The organism is Achromobacter sp. ACM03 (genome assembly GCF_014851665.1).
GTDB classification, from domain to species: Bacteria; Pseudomonadota; Gammaproteobacteria; order Burkholderiales; family Burkholderiaceae_B; genus Achromobacter; species Achromobacter aegrifaciens.
On record NZ_JACVAD010000008.1, the window covers coordinates 12498 to 34073 of the forward strand.

General features: G+C 65.4%; 21 protein-coding genes. 13 read left to right on the top strand and 8 right to left on the bottom strand.

What is annotated here, in order from left to right; all coding sequences use genetic code 11:
* Window positions 1–122 precede the first annotated feature (122 nt).
* From IB257_RS26580 to IB257_RS26605, 6 genes are all read left to right on the top strand, one after another.
* Window positions 123–1136 carry a LacI family DNA-binding transcriptional regulator gene (locus IB257_RS26580; RefSeq protein ID WP_088143668.1) on the top strand — a complete coding sequence of 338 codons (1014 nt, stop codon included), beginning with the start codon at window positions 123–125 and terminating at the stop codon, window positions 1134–1136.
* A gap of 38 nt (window positions 1137–1174) precedes the next feature.
* A complete protein-coding gene (locus IB257_RS26585) occupies window positions 1175–1972 on the top strand; it encodes a phosphodiesterase (protein WP_054455587.1) in 798 nt (265 codons plus the stop codon).
* Window positions 1973–2088: 116 nt separating this feature from the next.
* Window positions 2089–3144, top strand: coding sequence for an ABC transporter ATP-binding protein (locus IB257_RS26590; RefSeq protein ID WP_175181658.1), 1056 nt, complete (start codon window positions 2089–2091; stop codon window positions 3142–3144).
* A gap of 27 nt (window positions 3145–3171) precedes the next feature.
* Entirely contained in the window at window positions 3172–4467 is a 1296-nt protein-coding gene (locus tag IB257_RS26595) for an ABC transporter substrate-binding protein (protein WP_054455591.1), read from the top strand.
* A 14-nt stretch (window positions 4468–4481) separates the two neighbouring features.
* Window positions 4482–5357: a carbohydrate ABC transporter permease gene (locus IB257_RS26600; protein ID WP_054455593.1), complete on the top strand. Its 876-nt coding sequence runs from the start codon at window positions 4482–4484 to the stop codon at window positions 5355–5357.
* The gene (locus tag IB257_RS26605; RefSeq protein ID WP_042795754.1) at window positions 5354–6154 is read left to right on the top strand and encodes a carbohydrate ABC transporter permease; all 801 of its coding nucleotides are present in this window, start codon (window positions 5354–5356) and stop codon (window positions 6152–6154) included. Before IB257_RS26600 ends, IB257_RS26605 begins: the two co-directional genes overlap by 4 nt.
* Window positions 6155–6229: 75 nt before the next feature.
* On the opposite strand, the gene IB257_RS26610 is transcribed toward IB257_RS26605, so the two are convergent.
* Together IB257_RS26610 and IB257_RS26615 are read right to left on the bottom strand one after the other, a co-directional pair.
* Entirely contained in the window at window positions 6230–6547 is a 318-nt protein-coding gene (locus tag IB257_RS26610) for a hypothetical protein (RefSeq protein ID WP_054455595.1), read from the bottom strand.
* Between the two features lie 89 nt (window positions 6548–6636).
* Window positions 6637–6984 carry a DUF1840 domain-containing protein gene (locus IB257_RS26615; RefSeq protein WP_054455597.1) on the bottom strand — a complete coding sequence of 116 codons (348 nt, stop codon included), beginning with the start codon at window positions 6982–6984 and terminating at the stop codon, window positions 6637–6639.
* A gap of 321 nt (window positions 6985–7305) precedes the next feature.
* Between IB257_RS26615 and argS the strand changes: the two genes are divergently transcribed.
* The 5 genes from argS to IB257_RS26640 all read left to right on the top strand — a co-directional run bounded on the left by argS (window position 7306) and on the right by IB257_RS26640 (window position 12765).
* On the top strand, window positions 7306–8988 hold the full coding sequence (argS, locus tag IB257_RS26620; protein ID WP_192493066.1) for an arginine--tRNA ligase: 1683 nt from the start codon (window positions 7306–7308) through the stop codon (window positions 8986–8988).
* Window positions 8989–8997: 9 nt separating this feature from the next.
* Window positions 8998–9750, top strand: coding sequence for an SPOR domain-containing protein (locus tag IB257_RS26625; protein WP_175181656.1), 753 nt, complete (start codon window positions 8998–9000; stop codon window positions 9748–9750).
* Window positions 9751–9831: 81 nt separating this feature from the next.
* Window positions 9832–10461 carry a thiol:disulfide interchange protein DsbA/DsbL gene (locus IB257_RS26630; RefSeq protein ID WP_054455603.1) on the top strand — a complete coding sequence of 210 codons (630 nt, stop codon included), beginning with the start codon at window positions 9832–9834 and terminating at the stop codon, window positions 10459–10461.
* 136 nt (window positions 10462–10597) lie between these two features.
* Window positions 10598–11809 carry an ABC transporter substrate-binding protein gene (locus IB257_RS26635; RefSeq protein ID WP_119449842.1) on the top strand — a complete coding sequence of 404 codons (1212 nt, stop codon included), beginning with the start codon at window positions 10598–10600 and terminating at the stop codon, window positions 11807–11809.
* The gene (locus IB257_RS26640; protein ID WP_192493067.1) at window positions 11788–12765 is read left to right on the top strand and encodes an alpha/beta fold hydrolase; all 978 of its coding nucleotides are present in this window, start codon (window positions 11788–11790) and stop codon (window positions 12763–12765) included. Before IB257_RS26635 ends, IB257_RS26640 begins: the two co-directional genes overlap by 22 nt.
* A 21-nt stretch (window positions 12766–12786) precedes the next feature.
* Here the strand turns inward: IB257_RS26640 and metC are convergent, their stop codons facing one another.
* Together metC and IB257_RS26650 are read right to left on the bottom strand one after the other, a co-directional pair.
* Complete coding sequence (metC, locus tag IB257_RS26645; protein WP_054455607.1) at window positions 12787–13980, bottom strand: cystathionine beta-lyase; 1194 nt, start codon at window positions 13978–13980, stop codon at window positions 12787–12789.
* Window positions 13981–14062: 82 nt separating this feature from the next.
* Window positions 14063–14788 carry a nitroreductase gene (locus IB257_RS26650; protein WP_119449839.1) on the bottom strand — a complete coding sequence of 242 codons (726 nt, stop codon included), beginning with the start codon at window positions 14786–14788 and terminating at the stop codon, window positions 14063–14065.
* Window positions 14789–14922: 134 nt separating this feature from the next.
* On the opposite strand from IB257_RS26650, the gene IB257_RS26655 reads away from it, so the two are divergent.
* Entirely contained in the window at window positions 14923–15549 is a 627-nt protein-coding gene (locus IB257_RS26655) for a LysE family translocator (RefSeq protein WP_054455611.1), read from the top strand.
* Window positions 15550–15731: 182 nt separating this feature from the next.
* The gene (locus tag IB257_RS26660; protein WP_192493068.1) at window positions 15732–16760 is read left to right on the top strand and encodes a tripartite tricarboxylate transporter substrate binding protein; all 1029 of its coding nucleotides are present in this window, start codon (window positions 15732–15734) and stop codon (window positions 16758–16760) included.
* Between the two features lie 104 nt (window positions 16761–16864).
* Here IB257_RS26660 and IB257_RS26665 read toward each other — a convergent pair whose 3' ends face one another.
* From IB257_RS26665 to IB257_RS26680, 4 genes are read right to left on the bottom strand one after another with little or no spacing between them, the layout of a single operon-like run.
* The gene (locus IB257_RS26665) at window positions 16865–17836 is read right to left on the bottom strand and encodes a tripartite tricarboxylate transporter substrate binding protein (RefSeq protein WP_192493069.1); all 972 of its coding nucleotides are present in this window, start codon (window positions 17834–17836) and stop codon (window positions 16865–16867) included.
* A 12-nt stretch (window positions 17837–17848) separates the two neighbouring features.
* Window positions 17849–19327 (bottom strand): aldehyde dehydrogenase family protein, encoded by a 1479-nt coding sequence (locus IB257_RS26670; RefSeq protein ID WP_225589252.1) that lies wholly within the window; start codon window positions 19325–19327, stop codon window positions 17849–17851.
* Entirely contained in the window at window positions 19282–20274 is a 993-nt protein-coding gene (locus tag IB257_RS26675) for a 2Fe-2S iron-sulfur cluster-binding protein (protein ID WP_370540129.1), read from the bottom strand. The genes IB257_RS26670 and IB257_RS26675 overlap by 46 nt, the downstream gene beginning before the upstream one ends.
* Window positions 20271–21560: a cytochrome P450 gene (locus IB257_RS26680; RefSeq protein ID WP_175212865.1), complete on the bottom strand. Its 1290-nt coding sequence runs from the start codon at window positions 21558–21560 to the stop codon at window positions 20271–20273. The genes IB257_RS26675 and IB257_RS26680 overlap by 4 nt, the downstream gene beginning before the upstream one ends.
* Between the last annotated feature and the right edge of the window lie 16 nt (window positions 21561–21576).

Sequence of the window (21576 nt, forward strand, 5' to 3'; positions counted from 1 at the left end):
TGCCGCGCCATGGCAATTTATTGTTGCGTCGGCATCAGCATAGCGCAAACCCGTGCAATACAAAGGTCATATTTGTCGAGTAATATGAAATCGTTTTCACGAATCCCGGCAGCACTCCCGCCATGGCCTCGCGCTCGTCGCCCCGCTTTTCCATCATTGAAGTGGCCCGCAAGGCCGGGGTCTCCCCGGCAACGGTTTCGCGCGCGTTCAACCAGCCCGAGATCGTCCATCCCGACACGCTCGCGCATATCCGCAACGTCGCCAAGCGCGCGGGCTTCCGGCCCAATCGCGTGGGCCGCAGCCTGCGTTCAGGCAGCACGCGCACCATCGGCCTGATACTGCCCACGCTGTCCAATCCCGTGTTCGCCGAGTGCTTCGAAGGCGCGGAACGGCGCGCGCGGGAATCGGGCTACAGCGTCATGCTGACCGCCACAGGCTACGATCCTGCGGTGGAATCCGCCGCGGTCCAGGGCCTGATGGACCATCAGGTCGACGGCCTGATCCTGACGGTCGCCGACGCCGCCAAAAGCGCCACGCTGGATGACCTGGACCATGCCGGCATACCCTACGTGCTGGTCTACAACGAGTCCGGTGCCCATCCCTTCGCGTCGGTCGACAATCGCGCCGCCGCCAGCGACATGGTGGCCCACCTGGCAGCGCTGGGCCATCGCCGCATCGCGCTGGTCACGGGTCCGCTGACTGCATCGGACCGCGCCCGCCGCCGGCTGACGGGCGCGCGCGCCTGCGCCAAGCGCCTGGGCCTGGACGACATCCAGCACATCTCCATGAGTTCGCACACAGGCAGCGACCTGGATGCCCTGAAGGCTGCGCTGCGCGGCAAGCAGGCGCCCACCGCCTTGTTCTGTTCCAACGACCTGCTGGCCACGGCCGTCATCGCGGACCTGGTGGGCCTGGGGCTGTCCGTGCCCGCCGATATCTCGGTGTGCGGCTTCGACGGCATGCGCTTTGGCGCCTTGCTGACGCCGCCCCTGACCACCGTAGCCCAGCCCAGCGACGGCATTGGCGAGACGGCCTGCTCGAACCTGCTGGCGCAGATCCAGGGCCAACCGCCGCATTCGGACCGCCTGCCGCACTGCATCGTCGTAGGCGGCACCGCCGCGCCGGTGCGCCGCTGAGGTCTTTTCCTACAACACTATTCTTCGGTACATGCGTCATGCTCATCGCACAAATCACCGACCTGCACATGCGCACCCCGGGCGACAAGGCCTACGGCATCATCGATCCGGCGGCGTTCCTGGCGCCCGCGGTGCGCGCGCTCAATGCCCTGACCCCGCGCCCCGACTGCGTCCTTATCACGGGCGATCTGACTGACCTGGGCCGCCCGCACGAATACCAAGTTCTGCGCGACCACTTGCAGGCGCTGGAGATTCCGTATTTCCTGCTGCCCGGCAACCACGACGACCGCGCCCAGCTGCGCGCGGCCTTCCCCGACCACGGCTATCTGCAAGGCGAAAGCCCGTTCATCCAATACACCATCGAGACCTATCCGTTGCGCATGCTGGCGCTGGACACGGTGGTGCCCATGAAGAGCCATGGCGAACTCTGCCAGGACCGCCTGGACTGGCTGGCCGCGCGCCTGGCCGAACAGCCCGAGCGGCCCACGTTGGTTCTGATGCACCATCCGCCTTTCCTGACGGGCATCGAACATATGGACGCCATTGGCCTGCTGGCTGGCGCGCCCGAGCTCGAACGCATCGTGGCGCGCTTTCCCAACGTGGAGCGCGTGCTTTGCGGCCACCTGCACCGCACGATCTTCCAGCGCTTCGGCGGCACCATCGCGTCCACCTGTCCAGGCACCGCGCATCAGCTTGCGCTGGAACTGGGGCCGCGGCCGACGCTGCAATACATCATGGAACCGCCGGGTTATCAGTTGCATTGGTGGCAAGGCAAGAACCTGGTCACGCACCACGCGGTCATTGGGGAATACCCCGGCCCGTACCCCTTTGCCTGAGGCCCTAGACTACGAAAGTTTGTCCTGCCATACATCCGTCATGTTTGCGCTGCACAATGAAAAGGTTTTCATAACAGGCAACAATGCGGATCTAACTATTAGATCTTCGAGACAGCATGTCATCCATCGTTCTGGATAACCTCACCAAACAATATGGCAACGCCGCCGCGATCCATGGGGTGAGCTTCACGGTTCCCGCCGGCAGCTTCACGGTCCTGCTTGGCCCGTCCGGCTGCGGCAAATCCACCACCTTGCGCATGATTGCCGGGCTGGACACGCCGACCTCTGGCACCATCCACATCGGCGACCGCGACGTCACCCAGCTGCCGCCTGCCAAGCGCCGCATCTCGATGGTGTTCCAGTCGTACGCCCTGTTTCCGCACCTGTCGGTGCGCGAGAACATCCTGTTCGGTCTCAAGGTGCGCAAGGAGCCGGCGCGCGACTACGACCGCCGCCTGCAACGCGTGGCTGGCCTCTTGGGCCTGAACCATCTGCTGGACCGCAAGCCCTCGCAATTGTCGGGCGGCCAGCAGCAGCGCGTGGCGCTGGGCCGCGCCGTGATCTCCGAAGCGCCGGTGTGCCTGATGGACGAACCGCTGTCCAACCTGGACGCGCAGCTGCGCCATGAAATGCGCCGCGAGATCCGCGCCTTGCAGCAAGACCTGGGCATCACCATGGTCTACGTGACGCACGACCAGACCGAAGCCATGAGCATGGCCGATCAGGTAGTGCTGCTGCGCGGCGGCAAGATTGAACAGCACGACACGCCCGACGGCCTGTATGCGCGGCCCGCCACCGAATTCGCCGCGCGCTTCATCGGCACGCCGCCCATGAACCTGATCGGCCTGAGCTCCGCGCAGGGCGCCACCATCATCGCCGGCACGCAGAGCCGCGCCATCGCCGGCGCCCCCGCGGGCGCCGTGAAGCTGGGCGTGCGTCCCGAACACATCCGCATCGACGCCAACGGCGTTCCCGCCACCGTGGAAAGCGTGGAGTACTTCGGCGCGGACTCCATCGTGGTCTGCCGCGTGGGCGACACCAGCGGCGTGGCCGTGCGCGTGGGCGGTCACTTGCGCGCCGGCACGGGCGAAACACTGGGCCTGTCCTGGCAGGACGGCCAGCAGCACTTCTTTGCCGCCGATTCGGCGGTCATCAACTCCGCTGGCCGCTAGGGCCCGTACACAGGAAAGGAAACCAACATGCGTCGCATCGTACTGAAAACCCTGGCCGCCAGCCTGGCCGCCGCCTGCCTGTCGCTGCCTGCGCAGGCGCAGAACAAGCCCGTCGAGGTGGAGTTCTATTACCCCGTCGCGGTCGGCGGCCCGATCACCAAGATCGTCGACGACATGGTTGCGGATTTCCAGAAGGAGAATCCCGACATCAAGATCAAGCCGATCTACGCCGGCTCCTACCAGGACTCCATCGCCAAGGCGCTGACCGCGCTCAAGGGCGGCACGCCGCCGCAGCTGGCGGTGCTGCTGTCCACCGACATGTTCACGCTGATCGACGAGGACGCCATCGTTCCGATCGACAGCCTGGCCAAGAGCGACGCCGACAAGAAGTGGCTGGGCGGCTTCTATGACGCCTTCATGCAGAACAGCCGCACCGGCGGCCATACCTGGGGCGTGCCGTTCCAGCGTTCGACCATCGTCATGTACTACAACAAGGACCTGTTCAAGGCCGCGGGGCTGGATCCCGAGCGCGCGCCGGCGACCTGGGCCGAACTGGTCGAATACGGCAAGAAGCTGACCAAGCAGGACGCCTCCGGCAATACCACGCAGTGGGGCATCGAGATCCCTTCGGGCGGCGCCTTCGCCTACTGGCTGTTCCAGGCGCTGACCACGCCCAACGGCGCGATCCTGATGAACGAGGCCGGCAACGAGGTCTACCTGGACAAGCCCGCGGTGGTGGAAGCCGCGCAATTCTGGCGCGACCTCTCGGCCAAGCACAAGATCATGCCGACCGGCACCATCGACTGGGGCACCACGCCCAAGGACTTCCTGGAAAAGAAGGCCGCCATGGTCTGGACCACGACGGGCAACCTGACCAACATCCGCAAGAACGCGGACTTCCCGTTCGGCGTGGCCATGATGCCGCAGCAAAAGCGCGGCGGCAGCCCGACCGGCGGCGGCAACTTCTATATCTTCAAGAGCGGCACGCCGGCGCAGCAGCAGGCCGCGCTGAAGTTCGCGCAATGGGTCACCACGCCCGAGCGCGCCGCCGACTGGAGCATCGCCACGGGCTACGTGGCCGTGACCCCGGCCGCCTGGCAGACCGAAAAGATGAAGAAGTACGCGCAGGAAGTGCCGGCCGCCGCGGTCGCGCGCGACCAGCTGGAAGTCAGCGTGGCGGAGTTCTCCACGCATGAAAACCAGCGCGTCACCAAGACCCTGAACGACGCCCTGCAGGCGGCCCTGACCGGTTCCAAGACGCCGCAACAGGCCCTGACCGACGCGCAACGCGAGGCCGACCGCATACTGCGTCCCTACAAGTAAAGCCGACAAGCACGATGAGCCGCTCTTTAAACGCGCTTTATGGCTGGCTGCTGTTGCTGCCAGCCATCGTGCTGCTCGCCGCCTTCACGCACTACCCGGCGGTGGCGACGCTATGGCACAGCTTTTTCTCCACCCCCAAGGGCGCGCGCCCCGCGCGCTTCGTGGGGCTGGACAATTACGCCGTCATGCTCGACGACCCGGTGTTCTGGCAGTCGCTGTGGAACAACCTGTGGTTCGCGCTGGGCACCATCCCCACGTCCATCGGCATCGCGCTGATCATGGCGCTATGGGTCAACCGCAACCTGAGCGGTCGCGGTTTCCTGCGCATGGCCTACTTCACGCCCACGGTGCTGCCCATGGTCGCGGTGGCCAACATCTGGCTGTTCTTCTACACGCCGCAGTACGGGCTGATCGCCCAGGTGATGCAGCTGTTCGGCTCGCCAGGCCCCAACTGGCTGGGCAACCGCGAGACCGCGCTGCCCGCGCTGATGCTGGTGACGGTCTGGAAGGAGTCCGGCTTCTTCATGATCTTCTACCTGGCCGCCCTGCAGACAGTATCGCCGTCGCTGCGCGAGGCCGCGATGCTGGAAGGCGCGTCGCGCTGGCAGTACTTCCGCCGCATCCTGTGGCCGCTGCTGATGCCCACCACCCTCTTCGTGCTGATCAATGCCCTGATCAACGCGTTCCGGCTGGTGGACCACGTCGTGGTCATGACGCGCGGCGGGCCGGATAACGCCAGCACGCTGCTGCTGTACTACATCTACCAGGTGGGTTTCAGTTTCTGGGACACGGCTTACGCCGCCACGCTGACCGTCGTGTTGCTGGTGGTGCTGGCGCTGACCGCGCTGGTCAAGTTCCGCTGGCTGGACCGCAGGACGCACTATCAATGAAAGACAAGCTCGATACCCTGGGCGCCTGGGCGCTCGGCCTGCTGTGGATCCTGCCCCTGGCCTATGCCATGTGGGCGGCGTTCCATCCGCCCGCCTACGCAACCCGCTTCGACCTGTTCGCCCCGCTGACGCTGGACAACTTCGTGCGCGCCTGGCACGCGGCGCCGTTCCCGCGTTATTTCCTCAATACCTTCCTGCTGGTCACCATGGTGCTGGCGGCGCAACTGGTGCTGTCGACGCTGGCCGGCTACGCCTTCGCGCGCTTCGAGTTCCGCGGCCGTGATTTCGTCTTCATGCTGGTGCTGCTGCAGCTGATGATCATGCCGGACGTGCTGCTGGTGGAAAACTACCGCTCCATGAGCCAGCTGGGCATCCGCGACACGGTGTTCGCCATCGGCCTGCCTTACTTTGCATCCGCCTTCGGCATCTTCCTGCTGCGCCAGACCTTCAAGACGGTGCCTCGGGAACTGGAAGAAGCCGCGCGCATGGAAGGCGCCAACGCGCTTCAGGTGCTTTGGAAGGTTTATGTGCCGCTGGCCAAGCCGATCTACGTGGCCTACGGGCTGGTATCGGTCAGCCACCACTGGAACAACTTCCTGTGGCCGCTGATCATCACCAACTCGGTCGAATCGCGGCCGCTGACGGTGGGTCTGCAGGTGTTCTCGTCCACCGACCAGGGCATCGACTGGTCGGTCATCACGGCCGCAACGCTGATGTCGGCGGCGCCGCTCCTGATCGCCTTCCTGCTGTTCCAACGGCAGTTCGTGCAATCTTTCATGCGGGCTGGCATCCGCTAGTCCCGCCTGCGGGACCGGCTCAAATGAAAACTGCCCCTACGGGGGCAGTTTTGCTTGGAGATGAGGCCGGGTCGCTCAGTAACCTACCGTCAGCCCCGGCAAATCCACCGTGATGCGCGGGCGTTCCAGCGCCAGCGCCAGGTGCTCCGCGAACTCGCGAGCCTCTTTTTCGTCGGTGGACAGGGTGTCGTAGCCCAGCGCGTCGGCCACGCCCAGCACCTTGTCCAGCAGCAGGACCTTGCCGCTGGGACGCAGCGGTTCGCAACCCAGCGTTTCCCAGGCGCTGTCGAACCAGTCGCGCGCATCGCTCTGGCGCTGCGGCGAGGGCTCGACGCTGGCCGAGAGGTCAAGCGAACGGCGGGAGTCGAAAACGATGGTGATGTCGCTGCGCATGTCAGGGTTCCTTGGGGTGGCGTCAGGCGAGTAGGGTAGGCAAAAAACGCCGGGCAGATTGTCCGCCCGGCGACATTGGGCTCGCCGGCTTACCAGCCGCGCGACACCTCCCAGGTGACTTCGGCGTTTGCCGCCAAGGACTGGCGCATCATGTCCAGCAGGGGAAAGGCGCGTTCCTTCAGGCCCACCATGCGGGCCATGGGCGAGGCCGGGGCCTTGTCCTCGTCTTCTTCCTCGGAGCCGTCATGGGCGCTCTGGTATTCGTCGATCGCGCGCTCGATGCCGCTGATGGCCGGCCCCAGCTGCTCGACGGTGAAAACGCCGCGCTCCGGGATCTTGTCCTTGAAGGACTTGCCGGCCGCCAGCAGCAGCGCGCCGGCATGGTCGGTCAGCATCAGAACCTCGGCCACGACCTTGGAATGAAAGGTGATCAGCATATTCCAGTCTCCCACATTGATTACTTACATACACTACCGCAACACCAGGGGGCTGCCAACTGGCCCGGGGCAGCAGGCCCGATGGACCGGCCCCATCCGTCCCCCCGGACCTGCCGCCGCCGCGTCCGCGCCCCTGGCGCAGGCCGGTCCGATGGCCAAATCAAGCTATGATTCAGGAGATTCCCGTGACAGCGGGACCTGACGCGGCCATGAATCCGGCGCGCGCGGTCCGCCCGGCTACGCCGCCCCTGTCCGCTCCGCCCGACAGGTCCGGCCTGTGCGGGCGCGTCCGTCACTAACTCAGAACTTCTCCAGACGCCCATGCTCCTCGAGCAACAAAAACAGCTTATCTCCCTGATCCAGGCCGCCGTCGCGCAAAGCCTGCCCGACGCCGTGGCAAACGTGCTGCTGGAGCGCCCCAAGGTCGCCGCCCACGGCGACGTCGCCACCAACGTGGCCATGCAGCTGGCCAAGCCGGCCCGCCGCAATCCGCGCGAACTGGCCCAGGCCATCGTCGACGCCCTGATGGCGCAACCCGGCGCCGCCAGCCTGATCGAGTCCGCTGAAATCGCCGGCCCCGGTTTCATCAACCTGCGCATCACCGCCGCCGCGCGCCAGGCCGTCATCGCCGCCGTGGCCGAGCAGGGCGCCGCCTTCGGCCGCGCGCCGCGCAACGGCGAGAAGATCCTGGTCGAATTCGTGTCGGCCAACCCCACCGGCCCGCTGCACGTGGGCCATGCCCGCCAGGCCGCACTGGGCGATGCCATCTGCCGTCTGTATGACGCCATCGGCTGGGACGTCACCCGCGAGTTCTATTACAACGACGCCGGCAACCAGATCCAGAACCTGGCCATCAGCGTGCAGGCCCGCGCCCGCGGCCTGACGACCGATTCCCCCGAGTGGCCCGCCGACGGCTACAAGGGCGACTACATCGCCGACATCGCGCGCGACTTCCAGGCCGGCGCGACCGTCCACTCCGATGGCGTGGACGTCACCGCCACGGGCAACGTCGACAACCTGGACGACATCCGCGTCTTCGCCGTGGCCTATCTGCGCCGCGAACAGGACCTGGACCTGCAGGCCTTCGGCCTGGCATTCGACAATTACTACCTGGAAAGCTCGCTCTACACCTCCGGCCGCGTCGAAGCGACCGTCAAGGCGCTGATCGCCGGCGGCCACACCTACGAGGAAGGTGGCGCGCTGTGGCTGCGCACCACCGAACTGGGCACGGGTGACGACAAAGACCGCGTCATGCGCAAAAGCGAAGGCGGCTACACCTATTTCGTGCCGGACGTGGCCTACCACAAGGCCAAATGGGAGCGGGGCTTCCATCGCGCCGTAAACATCCAGGGCAGCGACCACCACGGCACCGTGGCGCGCGTGCGCGCCGGCCTGCAGGCGCTGGAAGAGGGCATTCCCAAGGAGTACCCGGCCTACGTGCTGCACAAGATGGTCAAGGTCATGCGCGGCGGCGAAGAGGTCAAGATCTCCAAGCGCGCCGGCAGCTACGTGACCATGCGCGACCTGATCGACTGGGTGGGCCGCGACGCGGTGCGCTACTTCCTGATCCAGCGCCGCGCCGACACGGAATTCGTGTTCGACGTGGATCTGGCGCTGTCCAAGAGCGACGAGAACCCCGTTTATTACATCCAGTACGCGCACGCCCGCATCTGCTCGGTCATCAACAACGCCGCCATGCCGGCCGCCGACGTGGCCCAGGCCGACGCGGCGCTGCTGACCGCGCCGACCGAATTCGCGCTGATACAGCGCCTGGCCGAATTCCCCAACGTGGTGACGCTGGCGGCGCAGGAACTGTCGCCGCACCACATCGCCTTCTGGCTGCGCGACTGCGCCTCGGATTTCCACGCCTGGTACAACGCCGAGCGCGTGCTGGTCGACGACACGGCCCTGAAGCTGGCCCGCCTGCGCCTGGCCTCGACCACGCGCCAGGTGCTGGCCAACGGGCTGGAGCTGATGGGCGTATCGGCGCCCGAGCGGATGTAACATCGGTTCATGGCAACCAAGCGCAAAACCACCCGCCGTTCCTCCGGCGAAAGCGGCAGCACCCTGTACGGCGCGCTGGCCGGCTTGCTCATCGGCCTGATCGTGGCCGCCGTCGTCGCCTTCTACGTCACCAAGGCGCCAGTGCCCTTCGTCGACCGGGCCAGCCGCCAGGGCGACAACGGCAAGCTGCCGGATCCGCGCCAGGCGCCGGACCCCAACGCCGGCCTGTACGGCCGCGACGGCGGCGCCGGCACGCCGTCCACCGGCCCGACCGCCACAGCGCCCGCGCCGCTGCCTGGAGCCGGTACCGGCCAGACCACGGGTCCCACCGCCTCCAAGGGCGACGACACCCCCGCCAAGCTGGACGACCTGGGCGCGCTGATCGCCACCCTGCCTACGTCCAAGGCGCCCGCCGCGGCTTCGGCCGCGCCGTCCGCCGCCCCCAGCCAGGCGCCCACGCCTATCTCCAAGGCCGCCCCCGCCGCTGCGCCCGCGCCGGCTCCCAAGCCGGCCGCCACCGCCTCCGCGGCCAACGGCACGTATTACCTGCAGGCCGGCGCCTTCCGGGGCGAGAACGACGCGGAGTCCCTCAAGGCCCGCATCATCCTGCTGGGCCTGCCGGTGGCGGTGCAAAAGGCCGAAGTGAACGGCAAGCCCATCAATCGGGTCAGGGTGGGGCCCTTTGCCCGCCTGGACGACATGAACCGGGCGCGCGGCCGTCTGGGCGAGAACAAGATCGAAACCGCGGTGGTGCGCCAGTAATGTGGGCCGCCGCGCGCGCAAGCATTGAACTTATCCGGCCCCGGGCCTGTCTGTAACTTTTTACTCAGGAACCTCTCATCCATGCTGTCCCCCAAGATAATCCGCATCCTGGCCGCGGCCGCGCTGACCGCCACGGCATTCTTCAGCCCGGCAAGCCACGCGCAAGGCACGCAGCAGTCCATCGCCATCAATCCGCCGCTGCCGTCGGACACCCCGGGCAAGATCGAGGTCCTGGAATTCTTCGCCTACACCTGCCCGCACTGCGCCGCCATGGAGCCCATGGTTGAAGACTGGGCCAAGACCGCGCCGCCGGACGTGGTGCTCAAGCAGGTTCCGATCGCGTTCAACGCCGGCATGAAGCCGTTGCAGCAGCTCTATTACACGCTGCTGGCCCTGGACCGCCCGGATCTGCACCCCAAGGTCTTTGCCGCCATCCACGGCGAGCACAAGCGCCTGTTCGACAAGAAGGCGATGGGCGAATGGATCGCCACGCAGGGCGTGGACCGCGAGAAGTTCGACTCGGTCTTCGATTCGTTCAGCGTGCAGACGCAGGTGCAGCGCGCCACCCAGCTGGCCGACGCCTACCGCATCGACGGCACTCCGTCGTTCGCCGTCGGCGGCAAGTTCATGACCTCGCCGGTCATGGCGGGCAACAGCTACGAAGGCGCGCTGAAGGAAGTGACCCGCTTGATCCCGCTGGCGCGCAACTGATACTTTCCAGCCGGAATCCCGAACGCCCCGAGCCTGCCGGCCGGGGCGTTTTTCTTTGCGGTTCCCGCCCGAGCCCGCGCTACACTTTCCGCACAACAAATCGCCGCAACAGCGGCACACAATGGGTGGAAGACAAATGAAGCAGCGATTCCCGCGCAAACGCGCGATGCTGGGCCTGTGCCTGGCGCTGGCCGCCGGCCTGGCGCAAGCCAACGAAACCGACGGCGTGAAGATCGGCGTACTCACGGACATGGCGGGCGTCACCGCCGACGCCACCGGCCGCGGCTCGGTCGAAGCCGCCCGCCTGGCCATCGAGGAAATGGGCGGCACCCTGCTGGGCAAGCCGATTTCGCTGGTCTCGGGCGACCACCAGCACCGGCCCGACATCGGCAGCGGCATGGCGCGCAAGTGGTACGACACCGACGGCGTGGACGTGATCGTGGACGTGCCCAACTCGTCGGTCGCGCTGGCGGTGCAGGGCATCGCGCGCGACAAGAAGAAACTGGTGCTGTTCTCCAGTCCTGGCACCACCGCGCTGACCCAGGCGCAGTGCTCGCCCTACGGCGTGCAATGGACCTACACCACCTACGCGTTGTCGCGCGGCACCGCGACCGCCGTGGTCAACGAGGGCAACAAGCGCTGGTTCATCCTGGCGTCCGACTACGCCTTTGGCAAGCAGCTGGCGGCCGACACCGAGGCCGTGGTCAAGGCCAACGGCGGCGAGGTCGTCGGCACCGTCTACCACCCGCTGAACGCGTCGGACTTCGCATCCTTCCTGTTGCAGGCGCAGGCCTCCAAGGCGCAGATCATCGCCATCGCCAACGCGGGCGGCGACACCATCTCGGCCATCAAGCAGGCCGCGGAATTCGGCATCGGCGGCGCGCAGCAGCTGGCGGCCATGCTGCTGCTGATCACCGACGTGCACAGCCTGGGCCTGCAAGCCGCGCAGAAAACCTACCTGACCGTGCCGTCCTACTGGGACATGAACGACGGCACGCGCGCCTTCGCCAAGAAGTTCGAGGCCCGCGTGGGGCGTCCGCCCACCTTCCTGCAGGCAGGCGTCTACGGCTCGGTGCGCCATTACCTGCAAGCCGTGAAGGCGGCAGGCACGGTGGACGCCGATGCCGTCATGGCAAAGATGAAATCGCTGCCCATCGACGACCCGTTCAGCCTGAACGCGCGCATCCGCGAAGACGGCCTGGTGGTGCGCGACATGATGCTGGCACAGGTCAAGACGCCGGCGCAGTCCAAGGCGCCCTGGGACTACTACAACATCGTGCGCAACATTCCTGGCGCGGCGCTGGCCTGGCCCTTGTCGGAAAGCCAATGTCCTCTGGTCAAGCCATGACGCAAGCGCCGCCCGAGGCAGTGGCCCTGGCCGACTTCGGCAGCTTCTACGCGGGCGGGCGGCAGGTGCGTATCGACGGCCTGCCGCAGCGCGAGATCGACTTCACGCAGAGCGCATCGCTGGCGTATGACCCCAACGGCCTGTATCACTTCGAGCAGGCCTACGTGCAGTACTTCATCCCGGCGCGCCTGGCGCATCCGCTGCCCATCGTGCTGCTGCATGGCGGCGGCATGACGGGCGCGATGTGGGAGCAGACGCCCGACGGCAGGCCCGGCTGGATGCAGCACTTTCTTCGGCAGGGACATGCGGTGTACGTCGTGGACAACGTCGAGCGTGGCCGCGCAGGCTGGGTCCCGTTCACACAGGTTTGGCCCGAGCCGCCCATCATCCGCAATGCCGAGGAAAGCTGGACGCTGTTCCGCTTCGGCCGCGCCGAAGACTACGCGGCGCGACGCGCGTTCGAAGGGCAGCGCTTTCCGGTCGCCGCGTTCGACGAATTCATCCGCCACGCGGTACCGCGCTGGCTGGGCAATAACGATGCGGCCCTACGGGGATTTTGCGCGGTGCTCGACCGCGTCGGACCGTGCCTGGTGATGGCGCACAGCCACGGCGGCGAAGTCGCCTACCGCGCCCTGCATGCGCGGCCGGACCTGGTGCGCGGCGTCATCGGCATCGAACCCTCGGGCTACTCGTCCGAGGTGACGGCCCAAGCCGTGGCGGACAAGCCCTTTCTGTTCGTCTATGGCGACTACCTGGACGCGACGCCGCTATGGGAAAAGCTGTGCGCCACCGGCCAGGCCTATGCCGATGAGCTGGCGCGCCAAGGCGCCCGCGTGCAAACCTGGCGCCTGGCCGACATGGGCATTGCCGGCAATTCGCACATGCCCATGATGGACGACAACAGCGACGACATCGCCGCGCGCATCGGCGCGTGGATACGTAGCGCGGCCGCCTGAGGCCGCCGCGCCTTGCGTCGTTCAGCCCTGGACGGCCGCGGCTTTTTCCAGCGCCTGGGTCAGGTCGGCAATGATGTCGTCCGGCGATTCCAGGCCGATATGCAGCCGCACCAGGGCGTTGTCGCCTTCGCCCCAGTAGCGGTGCTTGGCCAGGTCCTTGCCCGACACCAGCTGCACCAGGCTTTCGTAGCCGCCCCAGGAAAAGCCGATGCCGAAAAGCGTCAGTGAATCCACGAACACGCGCGCCGCCGCCGGCGACAGGCGCAGCTCGACGGACAGCATGCCATTGGAGCCGGTGCAATCGCGCTGCCACAGGGCGTGGCCGGGATCCTGCGGCCAGGCCGGGTGGAACAGGCGCACGGTCTCGGGACGGCTCTTGAAGAACTCGCACACCTGCAAGGCATGGCGCGCATGCTGGGCCATGCGGATGGGCATGGTGCGCACGCCGCGCAAGGCCAGCCAGGCGTCGTCCGCGCTGATCGAATAGCCCATGGCGTACTGCGTGCGGTTGAGCTTGCGGGCTATCTGTTCGTCATTGGTGACGACGGCGCCCAGCATCAGGTCCGAATGCCCGCCCACGTACTTGGTGCCGGCGATGACAGACACCTGCGCGCCCAGCGTCAGCGGACGGTAGATGTAGCCCGAACCCCAGGTGTTGTCGGTGGCCAGCACCAGCCCGTGGCTCTGCGCGAAAGCGGCCATGGCGCCCATGTCCAGCATCTCGAACAACAGCGATCCCGGCGACTCCACGTACAGCAGCTTGGTGTTGGGACGCACCAGCGCTTCGAGATCCTCGCCAGCCGCGAAGTAGGTGATCTCGATGTTCATGCGCTTGAGCACCGCGTCGTCGAGTTCGCGCATCGGACCATAGACGCAGTCCGAGATCAGTGCGTGGTCGCCGGCCGAGCACAGGGCCATCATGACCATGGTCATCGCCGACAGGCCCGAGGACGCCAGGTAGCAATGCGTACCGCCTTCGAGCTGGGTGAAGACTTCTTCCAGCGCCGCATGCGTGTCCATGCCCATGCGCCCGTAGGTGGAGGCGCGGCCGCCTGCCGCCTTGTCGCGCTGGGCCTTTTCAAGCGCGGCGAGGTTCTCGAAGCGCACCGTGCTGGCCCGCATCGGCGGCAGGGGCACCGGCGCCGTGCCGGTTTCAGGGTTGAACGGGGCGGTGCCTGCGTGCTGCAGAAGCGTATCGATGTGTTTGGTGGGCATCTTCAGTGGACTGCTTGCGTATGGACAGGGGCGGAATAAAAGCGATCAGGATGAACCATATCAGGCCAGGCGCAGCCTGTCCCTATTCGCCGATCCAGGTAACGGTTTCGGATTGCGGGGCGCGGCTGGTGCGATAGCTGTTGGCGGGGTGCGCCGTGTCGGCATAACCGAAGGAAATGCCGCAGACCACGCGGCGGCCCGCGGCGATGCCGAGTTCCTCGCGCAGCACTTCCGGGTACATGGCCAGGGATGCCTGGGCGACGGTCGCCACGCCATTGGCCTGGGCCGCCAGCAGGAAATTGGCCACATAGCCGCCGCAATCCATCGCGCCGTATTCGCCCAGCGCCTCGTCGGTGGTGATGATGGCCACGTGCGGCGCGTCGAACAGTTGGAAATTGCGCATTTCCTGGCGGCGGTATGCCTCGCGGTCGCCGCGCGCCACGCCGACCGCGCCATACAGCTGGAAGCCTGATTCGCGCCGACGGGCCAGGTACTCGCCCTGATACTCGCGCGGAAACGGAAAATCCGGCGTAAAGCCAGACTGCTCCGCGCGGCGTTGCAGCGCGTCGCGCAGGCGTTCCGTACCCGCGCCTTCGGTGATCGTCACCTGCCAGGGCTGGCAGTTGCACCAGGACGCGGCGCGCTGCGCCAGATCCAGGATGCGCTCGATGGTGCCGCGCCCGACCGGTTCGGGCAGGAAGGCGCGGCAGCTGTGGCGCGCATGCAGCCACGCCTCGAGCGCGGCATCGGGGCGTGCGTCGGCGGCCTGCAAGGGCTGCGGGGAATGCGGCATGGCGGATGGTGGCATGGCGGTTGTCTCTCCTGATCGGGTCGCACACGCCCCGCCAGGGACGCATGCGGCATGCATGATGGGCACGTCTTTCCCTTTATGATGCCACTTCCGGCCTTCCGAAGCCGGTCGAACCGTTCCAGGCGACCCCCATGCTGCCCATCGACACCCTGATCGCATTCTTCGGCATTGCCGTCCTGCTGGCCCTGACTCCAGGGCCGGACAACCTGTTCGTGCTGATGCAATCCGCCATCTGGGGACGCAAGGCCGGCATGTTCGTGGTGCTGGGGCTGTGCACGGGGCTGCTGGGGCATACGGCCGCCGTGGCCGTTGGGCTGGCGGCCGTGTTCGCGGCCTCGCCCATGGCCTTCACCGTGCTGAAGCTTGCGGGCGCCGCCTACCTGGCCTATCTGGCATGGCAGATCCTGCGCGCGCCGGTCGAACCCGAGGACGGCAAGCGCCCCGAACCCATGAAGCCCGGTGCGCTGTATCGCCGCGGCATCGTGATGAACCTGACCAATCCCAAGGTCCTGCTGTTCTTCTTCGCCTTCCTGCCGCAGTTCACCTCACCGGCGCTGGGCCGCGTGGGCTTGCAGACCATGCAGCTGGGCGCGGTGTTCATGGTGTCCACGCTGCTGGTGTTCGGCGCCATCGCGTTCTTCTCGGGCGCGTTCGGGGAACTGCTGCAGCGTTCGGTGACGGCCAAGCGCTGGTTGAACCGGATCGCCGCGCTGGTGTTTGTCGGGTTGGCCGTGCGGCTGGCGACCGCCTCGCGTTGAAGAGGCGGCGAAAACCCTTCCCGACCCACCTGCGCTGCGCGCGCCCTGTGTATTTCCCATATGTACATGCGGAATTTGCAGTTTGCGGACCGGCGCCCACAGTCCAAGATTGCCGCACCGCCCCAACACAGGCCTAGGCATGGACGCCGATAGCCACCTCTTGCGGCGCAAGGAGAGTGGCCATGAAGCAAAACAAACATTTGTACTGGAAACCCGCTGCCCAAGCGCTGGCGGCGGTTGCCACACGGGTCGGATTGCTTGCCGCCGCGCTGGCTATCCTGCCCTTGTCCGCGCGCGCCCAGACCGGCTATCCAACCAGGCCCTTGCATCTGATCGTGCCTTACCAGGTCGGCGGGCAGGTCGATACCATCGCACGCTCGGTTGCCGAAGGCTTGGGTAAACGGCTCGGCCAGCCCGTGCTCGTGGAGAACAAGCCTGGCGCAAGCGGCATCATCGCGACCAATTACGTCGCCAAATCAGCCCCGGACGGCTACACCCTGCTGTTGACGCTGGCCTCCCCGATCACCGCCAATCTGGTGCTCTTCAAGAAGCTGCCCTACGATCCGCGCACCGAGTTGCGGCCGGTCTCCGATGTCGCCAAGGGTACGGGAGTGATCGTGATCAACAGTGCGTTACCCGTCAGGAACATCGATGAGCTGATCGCGTATGCAAGAAGGGAACCAGGCGCGCTCCGAATGGGATCGTGGGGACCAGGCTCCACACCGCACCTCATTCAGCACTACATGAACAAGACCTACGGCATCGACATCCTGAACGTACCCTACAAGGGCGAGCTGCCGATCATGACGGCGTTGCTTGGCGGCCAGATCGACGTTGCCCTGGCCTCCGTGTTCACGCTCAAGCAGCCCCTTGCCACCGGCAAGATACGGGCCCTCGCCGTGCTCGGCAGCAAGCGGATCAGCAGCCTGCCGGACGTCCCAAGCATGGCCGAGTCGGGCTACAACGATGACGCTTACCGGGCCATTGCACCGACGACGCTGCTGGCCCCGGCCCAAACGCCCGCACACGTCGTCGAGCGGCTGGGTCGCGAGGTCAGCGCTACGGTGCAGAGCCCCGAGGTCCGCGACAGGCTGCTCGCGATGGACCTGGAACCGATCGGGAACCTGCCCGACGAAGCCCTGGCCGAGTACCAGACCTATCTTCCGATCATCCTCAAGCTGAACGCCGACACGGGCGTAACGCTGGACTGAGACGGCGCTCAGGCAGCCGAAAACCGACGATGCCGCATGAAGAGCTTCCGTATGTGCATCGTCGCATTCCCGTTCTATGCGCGCCGACGCTTGTTGCCGGCGGCCTACTGCGGTTCGATACCGGCCGCCCGAATCTTTGCCCCCCAGACCTCGAACTGATCCCTGACGAATTCATCAGTCTTCTGGAGAGGCAGGTAATCGACTTCGCTGCCATGACGTGCAAGTTGCCTTTTCATGGCGGGCTGGGCCAACGCCCTCTCAAGCGAGGCGCTTTGCCGCTGAACAATCTCGTCGGGAGTACCGGCGGGCGCGAAGACCGCCGCCCAGGCAACAGTCTCCGCGTCCGGAAATCCCGCCTCGACGATGGACGGGATATCGGGCAGCAACGCCGACCGGGCGCGTGATGTGACCGCAAGCGCCCGCACACGCTTGGAATCCAGAAACGGGCGCACGGCCGCGACACTAGCAAAGGCAAAGGCCACTTCGCCGACGACGACGTCTGTAATCGCAGCGGCCTCGCCCTTGTACGGGACCGCAGTCATAGGCACGTTCGCCTGCTTGGCAAAGAACGCCCCAGCCACCTGAGCCGTGCTATTGCTATAGGCGTAGTTTGCGGCCGCTGGGTTCTGTTTCATAAAGGCGACCAGTTCGCCAAGCGTATTCATGCTGCCGTCGCCGCGCACGACCAGCACGAAGGGCGTTCTGGCGACCAGCGCGACGGCGCGGAAGGCCTTGGCGGGATCGAATGGAAGCTGCTTGAACAGTGCCGGCGCGGCGGCATTCGTGGTGTTCGTTCCAAACAGCAGCGTGTAGCCGTCTGGCGCGGCCGTCGCCACGGCTTCGGTTCCAATCAGGCCATTTGCACCACCGCGGTTTTCCACCATCACCGCCACCCCCAGGTCCTTCCGCATTTCCTCGGCCAGCAACCGGCCGACGATATCCGCCGCGCCTCCGGCGGCGAACGGTACGACGATCCGAACGGGACGGACAGGATACGGCTGGGCGAGGGCAGAGCTTGCGCTCCAGGTTGCCAACAGCGCCAGAACCGGCATGAAGAGCATCCGCATGCGCATCATTGCATTCCCGTTTCATGCGCGCCGAGGTTTCATGGATATCGTCTGCGCCAACGTGTACTCCAACAACCCCTCGATGCCGTTCTCCACACCCAGGCCCGACTGCTTATGCCCTGCCATTGGCCTGGAAGGAGAGAGCGCCAGCGTGCCGTTAACCGATACCGTGCCGGCGTGAAGCCGGCAGGCGATAGCCAGCGCCTGCTCCTCGTTAGGTCCCCACACGGAGCCGCCTAACCCAAATTCGCAATCATTGGCGCGCGCCACGGCCTCATCCACGTCCTTGAATTTGAGCAACGGCAAGATCGGACCGAACGGCTCCTCTTGGACCACGCGGGCGGTGTCCGGAGGGTTGTCGACCAGCGTCACCGGAAAAAAATACCCTTTGCCCGCCGGGATCTCGCCGCCCGCGAGAATTCGGCAACCTTGGGCGCGGGTCTCGGCAAGCAATCCCTTCAAATGCTCGAACTGCTGCCTGTTCTGCACGGGACCGAGCTTCACCGCGGCGTCCATGCCATGGCCCATCGGCGTCTGGCTGGCAATGCGTGCCAGCGCCCCGGCCATGCGTTCGTAAATGTCCTCGTGGATGTAGAGCCGTTTGATCGCAACGCAGACCTGCCCGCTATTGATAAACGCTCCCCAAAACAGCGTCGACGCAATCTCCTCGACATCGCAGCCCGGCAACACGATGGCCGCGTCATTGCCGCCGAGTTCAAGGGTCAGCCGCTTGAGGTTGATGGCCGCGCTTTCCATGACCCTACGGCCGGTACGCGTGGAGCCCGTGAAGCTGATCTTGTCGATGCCAGGATGAGAAGACATCCACGGTCCGAGCGCATCGCCGCCACTGATTACATTGAGCACTCCCGGCGGCAGCACGTCACGCAGCAACTCACCGAGCTTCAACGTGGCCAACGGCGTAAAGGGCGATGGCTTCAGCACCATCGTGTTGCCCGCCAACAATGCTGGCGCAATTTTCCAGAGCGCGAGCAACAGCGGAACATTCCACGGCACGATTCCGCCAACGACTCCGATCGGGACGCGCCGCACCTGCACCAGCATGTCCGGGGTGTCCTCTAGCGTTTGCACCGGCAGATCAAGCTTGGCGAATTCGGCGCACCAGTATGCTGAGCGTGCGACTTCCTTGCGCGCATTCTCAAGCGGCTTGCCTTGCTCCCGCGTCAGCAACTGCGCCAAAATCTCCTGGTTGGCGACCAGAGTCTGCCCGATCCTGACCAGAAAATCCTGACGCTGGGCAATAGGCGTGCCAGACCATTTCGAAAACGCCTTGCGCGCGCTTTCCACGGCCTGGTCGAGCTGCGCACGCGTAGCGTCCGGCGCGACGGCAACAATCTCTTCCGTTGCCGGGTCTACGACATCCAGGGTGGCGAACGAAGGAATCGCGGCGCCACTGACAGTCATGCTGAATGGATCTTCGATATTCATGGCGTTCCTCAGATATCCAATATCAGCAAAGGCGATTTCGCGCGCGAGCAGCATGGCGTGAACTGGTCGCCCGCCGCGTGTTCATCATCCGTGAGGAACACATCGCGGTGATCCGGAACGCCTTCCACGATCCGTGTCACGCAGGTGCCGCACGAGCCCTCGCCGCAGGACGTGTAGATATCGATGCCAGCCTCCTGGAGCACCGCTGCGGCGCTGCGGTCAGCAGGGATGCGCAATAGCTGGCCGGTGCTGGCGATCTTGATGTCGAAGGCTTGGTCGTTGGCCGAGTCGATTTCTTTGCCGCCGAAGTACTCGAAGTGGATTTGCTCTCGAGCGAGACCTGCCTCGGCCGCCTCTCGACACACCCAATCGATGAATCCAGCAGGGCCGCAAACGTAAACATGCGTGCCCGCATCGGGTTGCGAAAGCAACCTGGCAAGATCGAGTTTCTGATCCACGCTACCGTCGTCGTAGTGGCATTGCACCTGCCGAGAGAACGCGGCTTGCTCGATTCGTCCACGAAAGGCAGTCTTGCCAACGCTGCGGGCGCAGTAGTGGAGTTCGAAATTTCCTCCGGCAGCGTGCAGCGCTTCCGCCATGCTCAACAGCGGAGTAATGCCGATGCCGCCGCCGATCAGGATGCTGCGCCTTGCCTCTTGCAACGGAAAATGATTGCGGGGCTCGCCAATCTGGATCATCGCACCCTCGAGGCAGCGATCGTGGATCCATTCGGAACCGCCGCGCGACGAGGCCTCACGCAGTATCCCGATGATGTAGCGGTCGCGCTCCTGCGGCGCGCCGCAGAGGGAATACTGACGAACCAGGCCCGTTCCCGCGTGCACATCGATGTGGGCGCCCGCCGAAAATACGGGTAGCAAGCCTCCTGCGGGATCTCGCAATTCCAGGCTGACGATGTCCTCGGTTTCCTGCGTGCGCCGCGTGACGCGCACCTGAAGTGTCTTTGTCGTACTCATGCCGATGCCGCCCTTGTCTGAATTCAATGCAGCTTGTAGCGGATCGGCAGCCGCTTCGGCCCGCTGACAAAATTCGAGGCGACCAGTTCAAGCGGGCCGGCAGGCTCAACCGATTGGAGCCGCGGAATCATCGTCTCGAACAACACTCGCATTTCCATCCTGGCCAGGTGTTGCCCGAGGCATACGTGGGCGCCGATGCCAAAGGCTAGGTGGCGGTTGGGCTTGCGATCGATGCGGAAGGAGAATGGGTCTTCGAATATCTCTTCGTCGCGGTTTGCCGAGCCATAGCACAGCATCACCCAGTCCCCCTTTCTGATGGTCCGGCCGCGGATCTCGACGTCCGCGGTCGCACAGCGCATGAAATGACGGACCGGAGAGGCAAAGCGCACGGCCTCCTCGATAAAGGCCGGTATGAGAGTGTTATCGGCCTTCAACCGCGCCAACAATTCGGGAGATTGGGTCAGCGCCCACATGGCGGTGGCCGTCGACGACGAAGTCGTATCATGGCCGGCCGTGGCGATGATGACGTAGTAGCCCAGGCGATGCATGTCGCTCAGTGGCAACCCATCGATTTCAGCGTTGGCCAGCAGGCTGGCCACGTCATTGCGCGGATTGGCCCGGCGGTCGGCAGTGAGGGTGTCGAAGTACTGCCGGAAGTCGGCGATTACCGCCTTTTTCGCCTCGGCCTTGGCCTTCAAATCCATGGAGGAGCCCTTATTGCGACTGAGTTCGGGGTCATCTCCGCCAAACAGCTCCTGCGTCAACGTCAGCATGCGCGCCTCGTCCTCGGACGGCACGCCCAGAATGTCCATGATGATATGCAGGGGATAATGCACCGCCACGTCACGCGCGAAATCAACGACCTCGCCGCTCTGCACAGCCATTTTGTCGACCGTAGCTTTGGCGAGCGCCCGCATCCGCTCGTCGAGCTTCAGGATGCTGTTGGGCATGAACCATGCCTGAGTCAGCGCACGCAGCTTTTTGTGCTCGGGATCATCGAGCCGGATCAGTGATTTGGTGAGATCGCGATTGCCCGTCGTGGCGATCATGTGCTCGATGGTCGCCCGCGGCAAGCAGACGACGGGAAGATCCGCATTGTGGAAGGTCTGGCTATCGCGCCCGATCAGCGAGACGTCGGCATGCTTGGTCACGACCCAAAAGGGATCATAGCCTTCTACCTGCGCCCGGCCCAACGGGTTGTTCGCACGCGCCCAGGCGTAGGCGGCATGCAGCCGCTCCAGGTCGGCATGGACCTTGGGATCGATGATTGCATCCGCTATATGCTGCGGCAAGATTGCGTCGGGAAGACTCATGGTTTCCGGTTCCTGG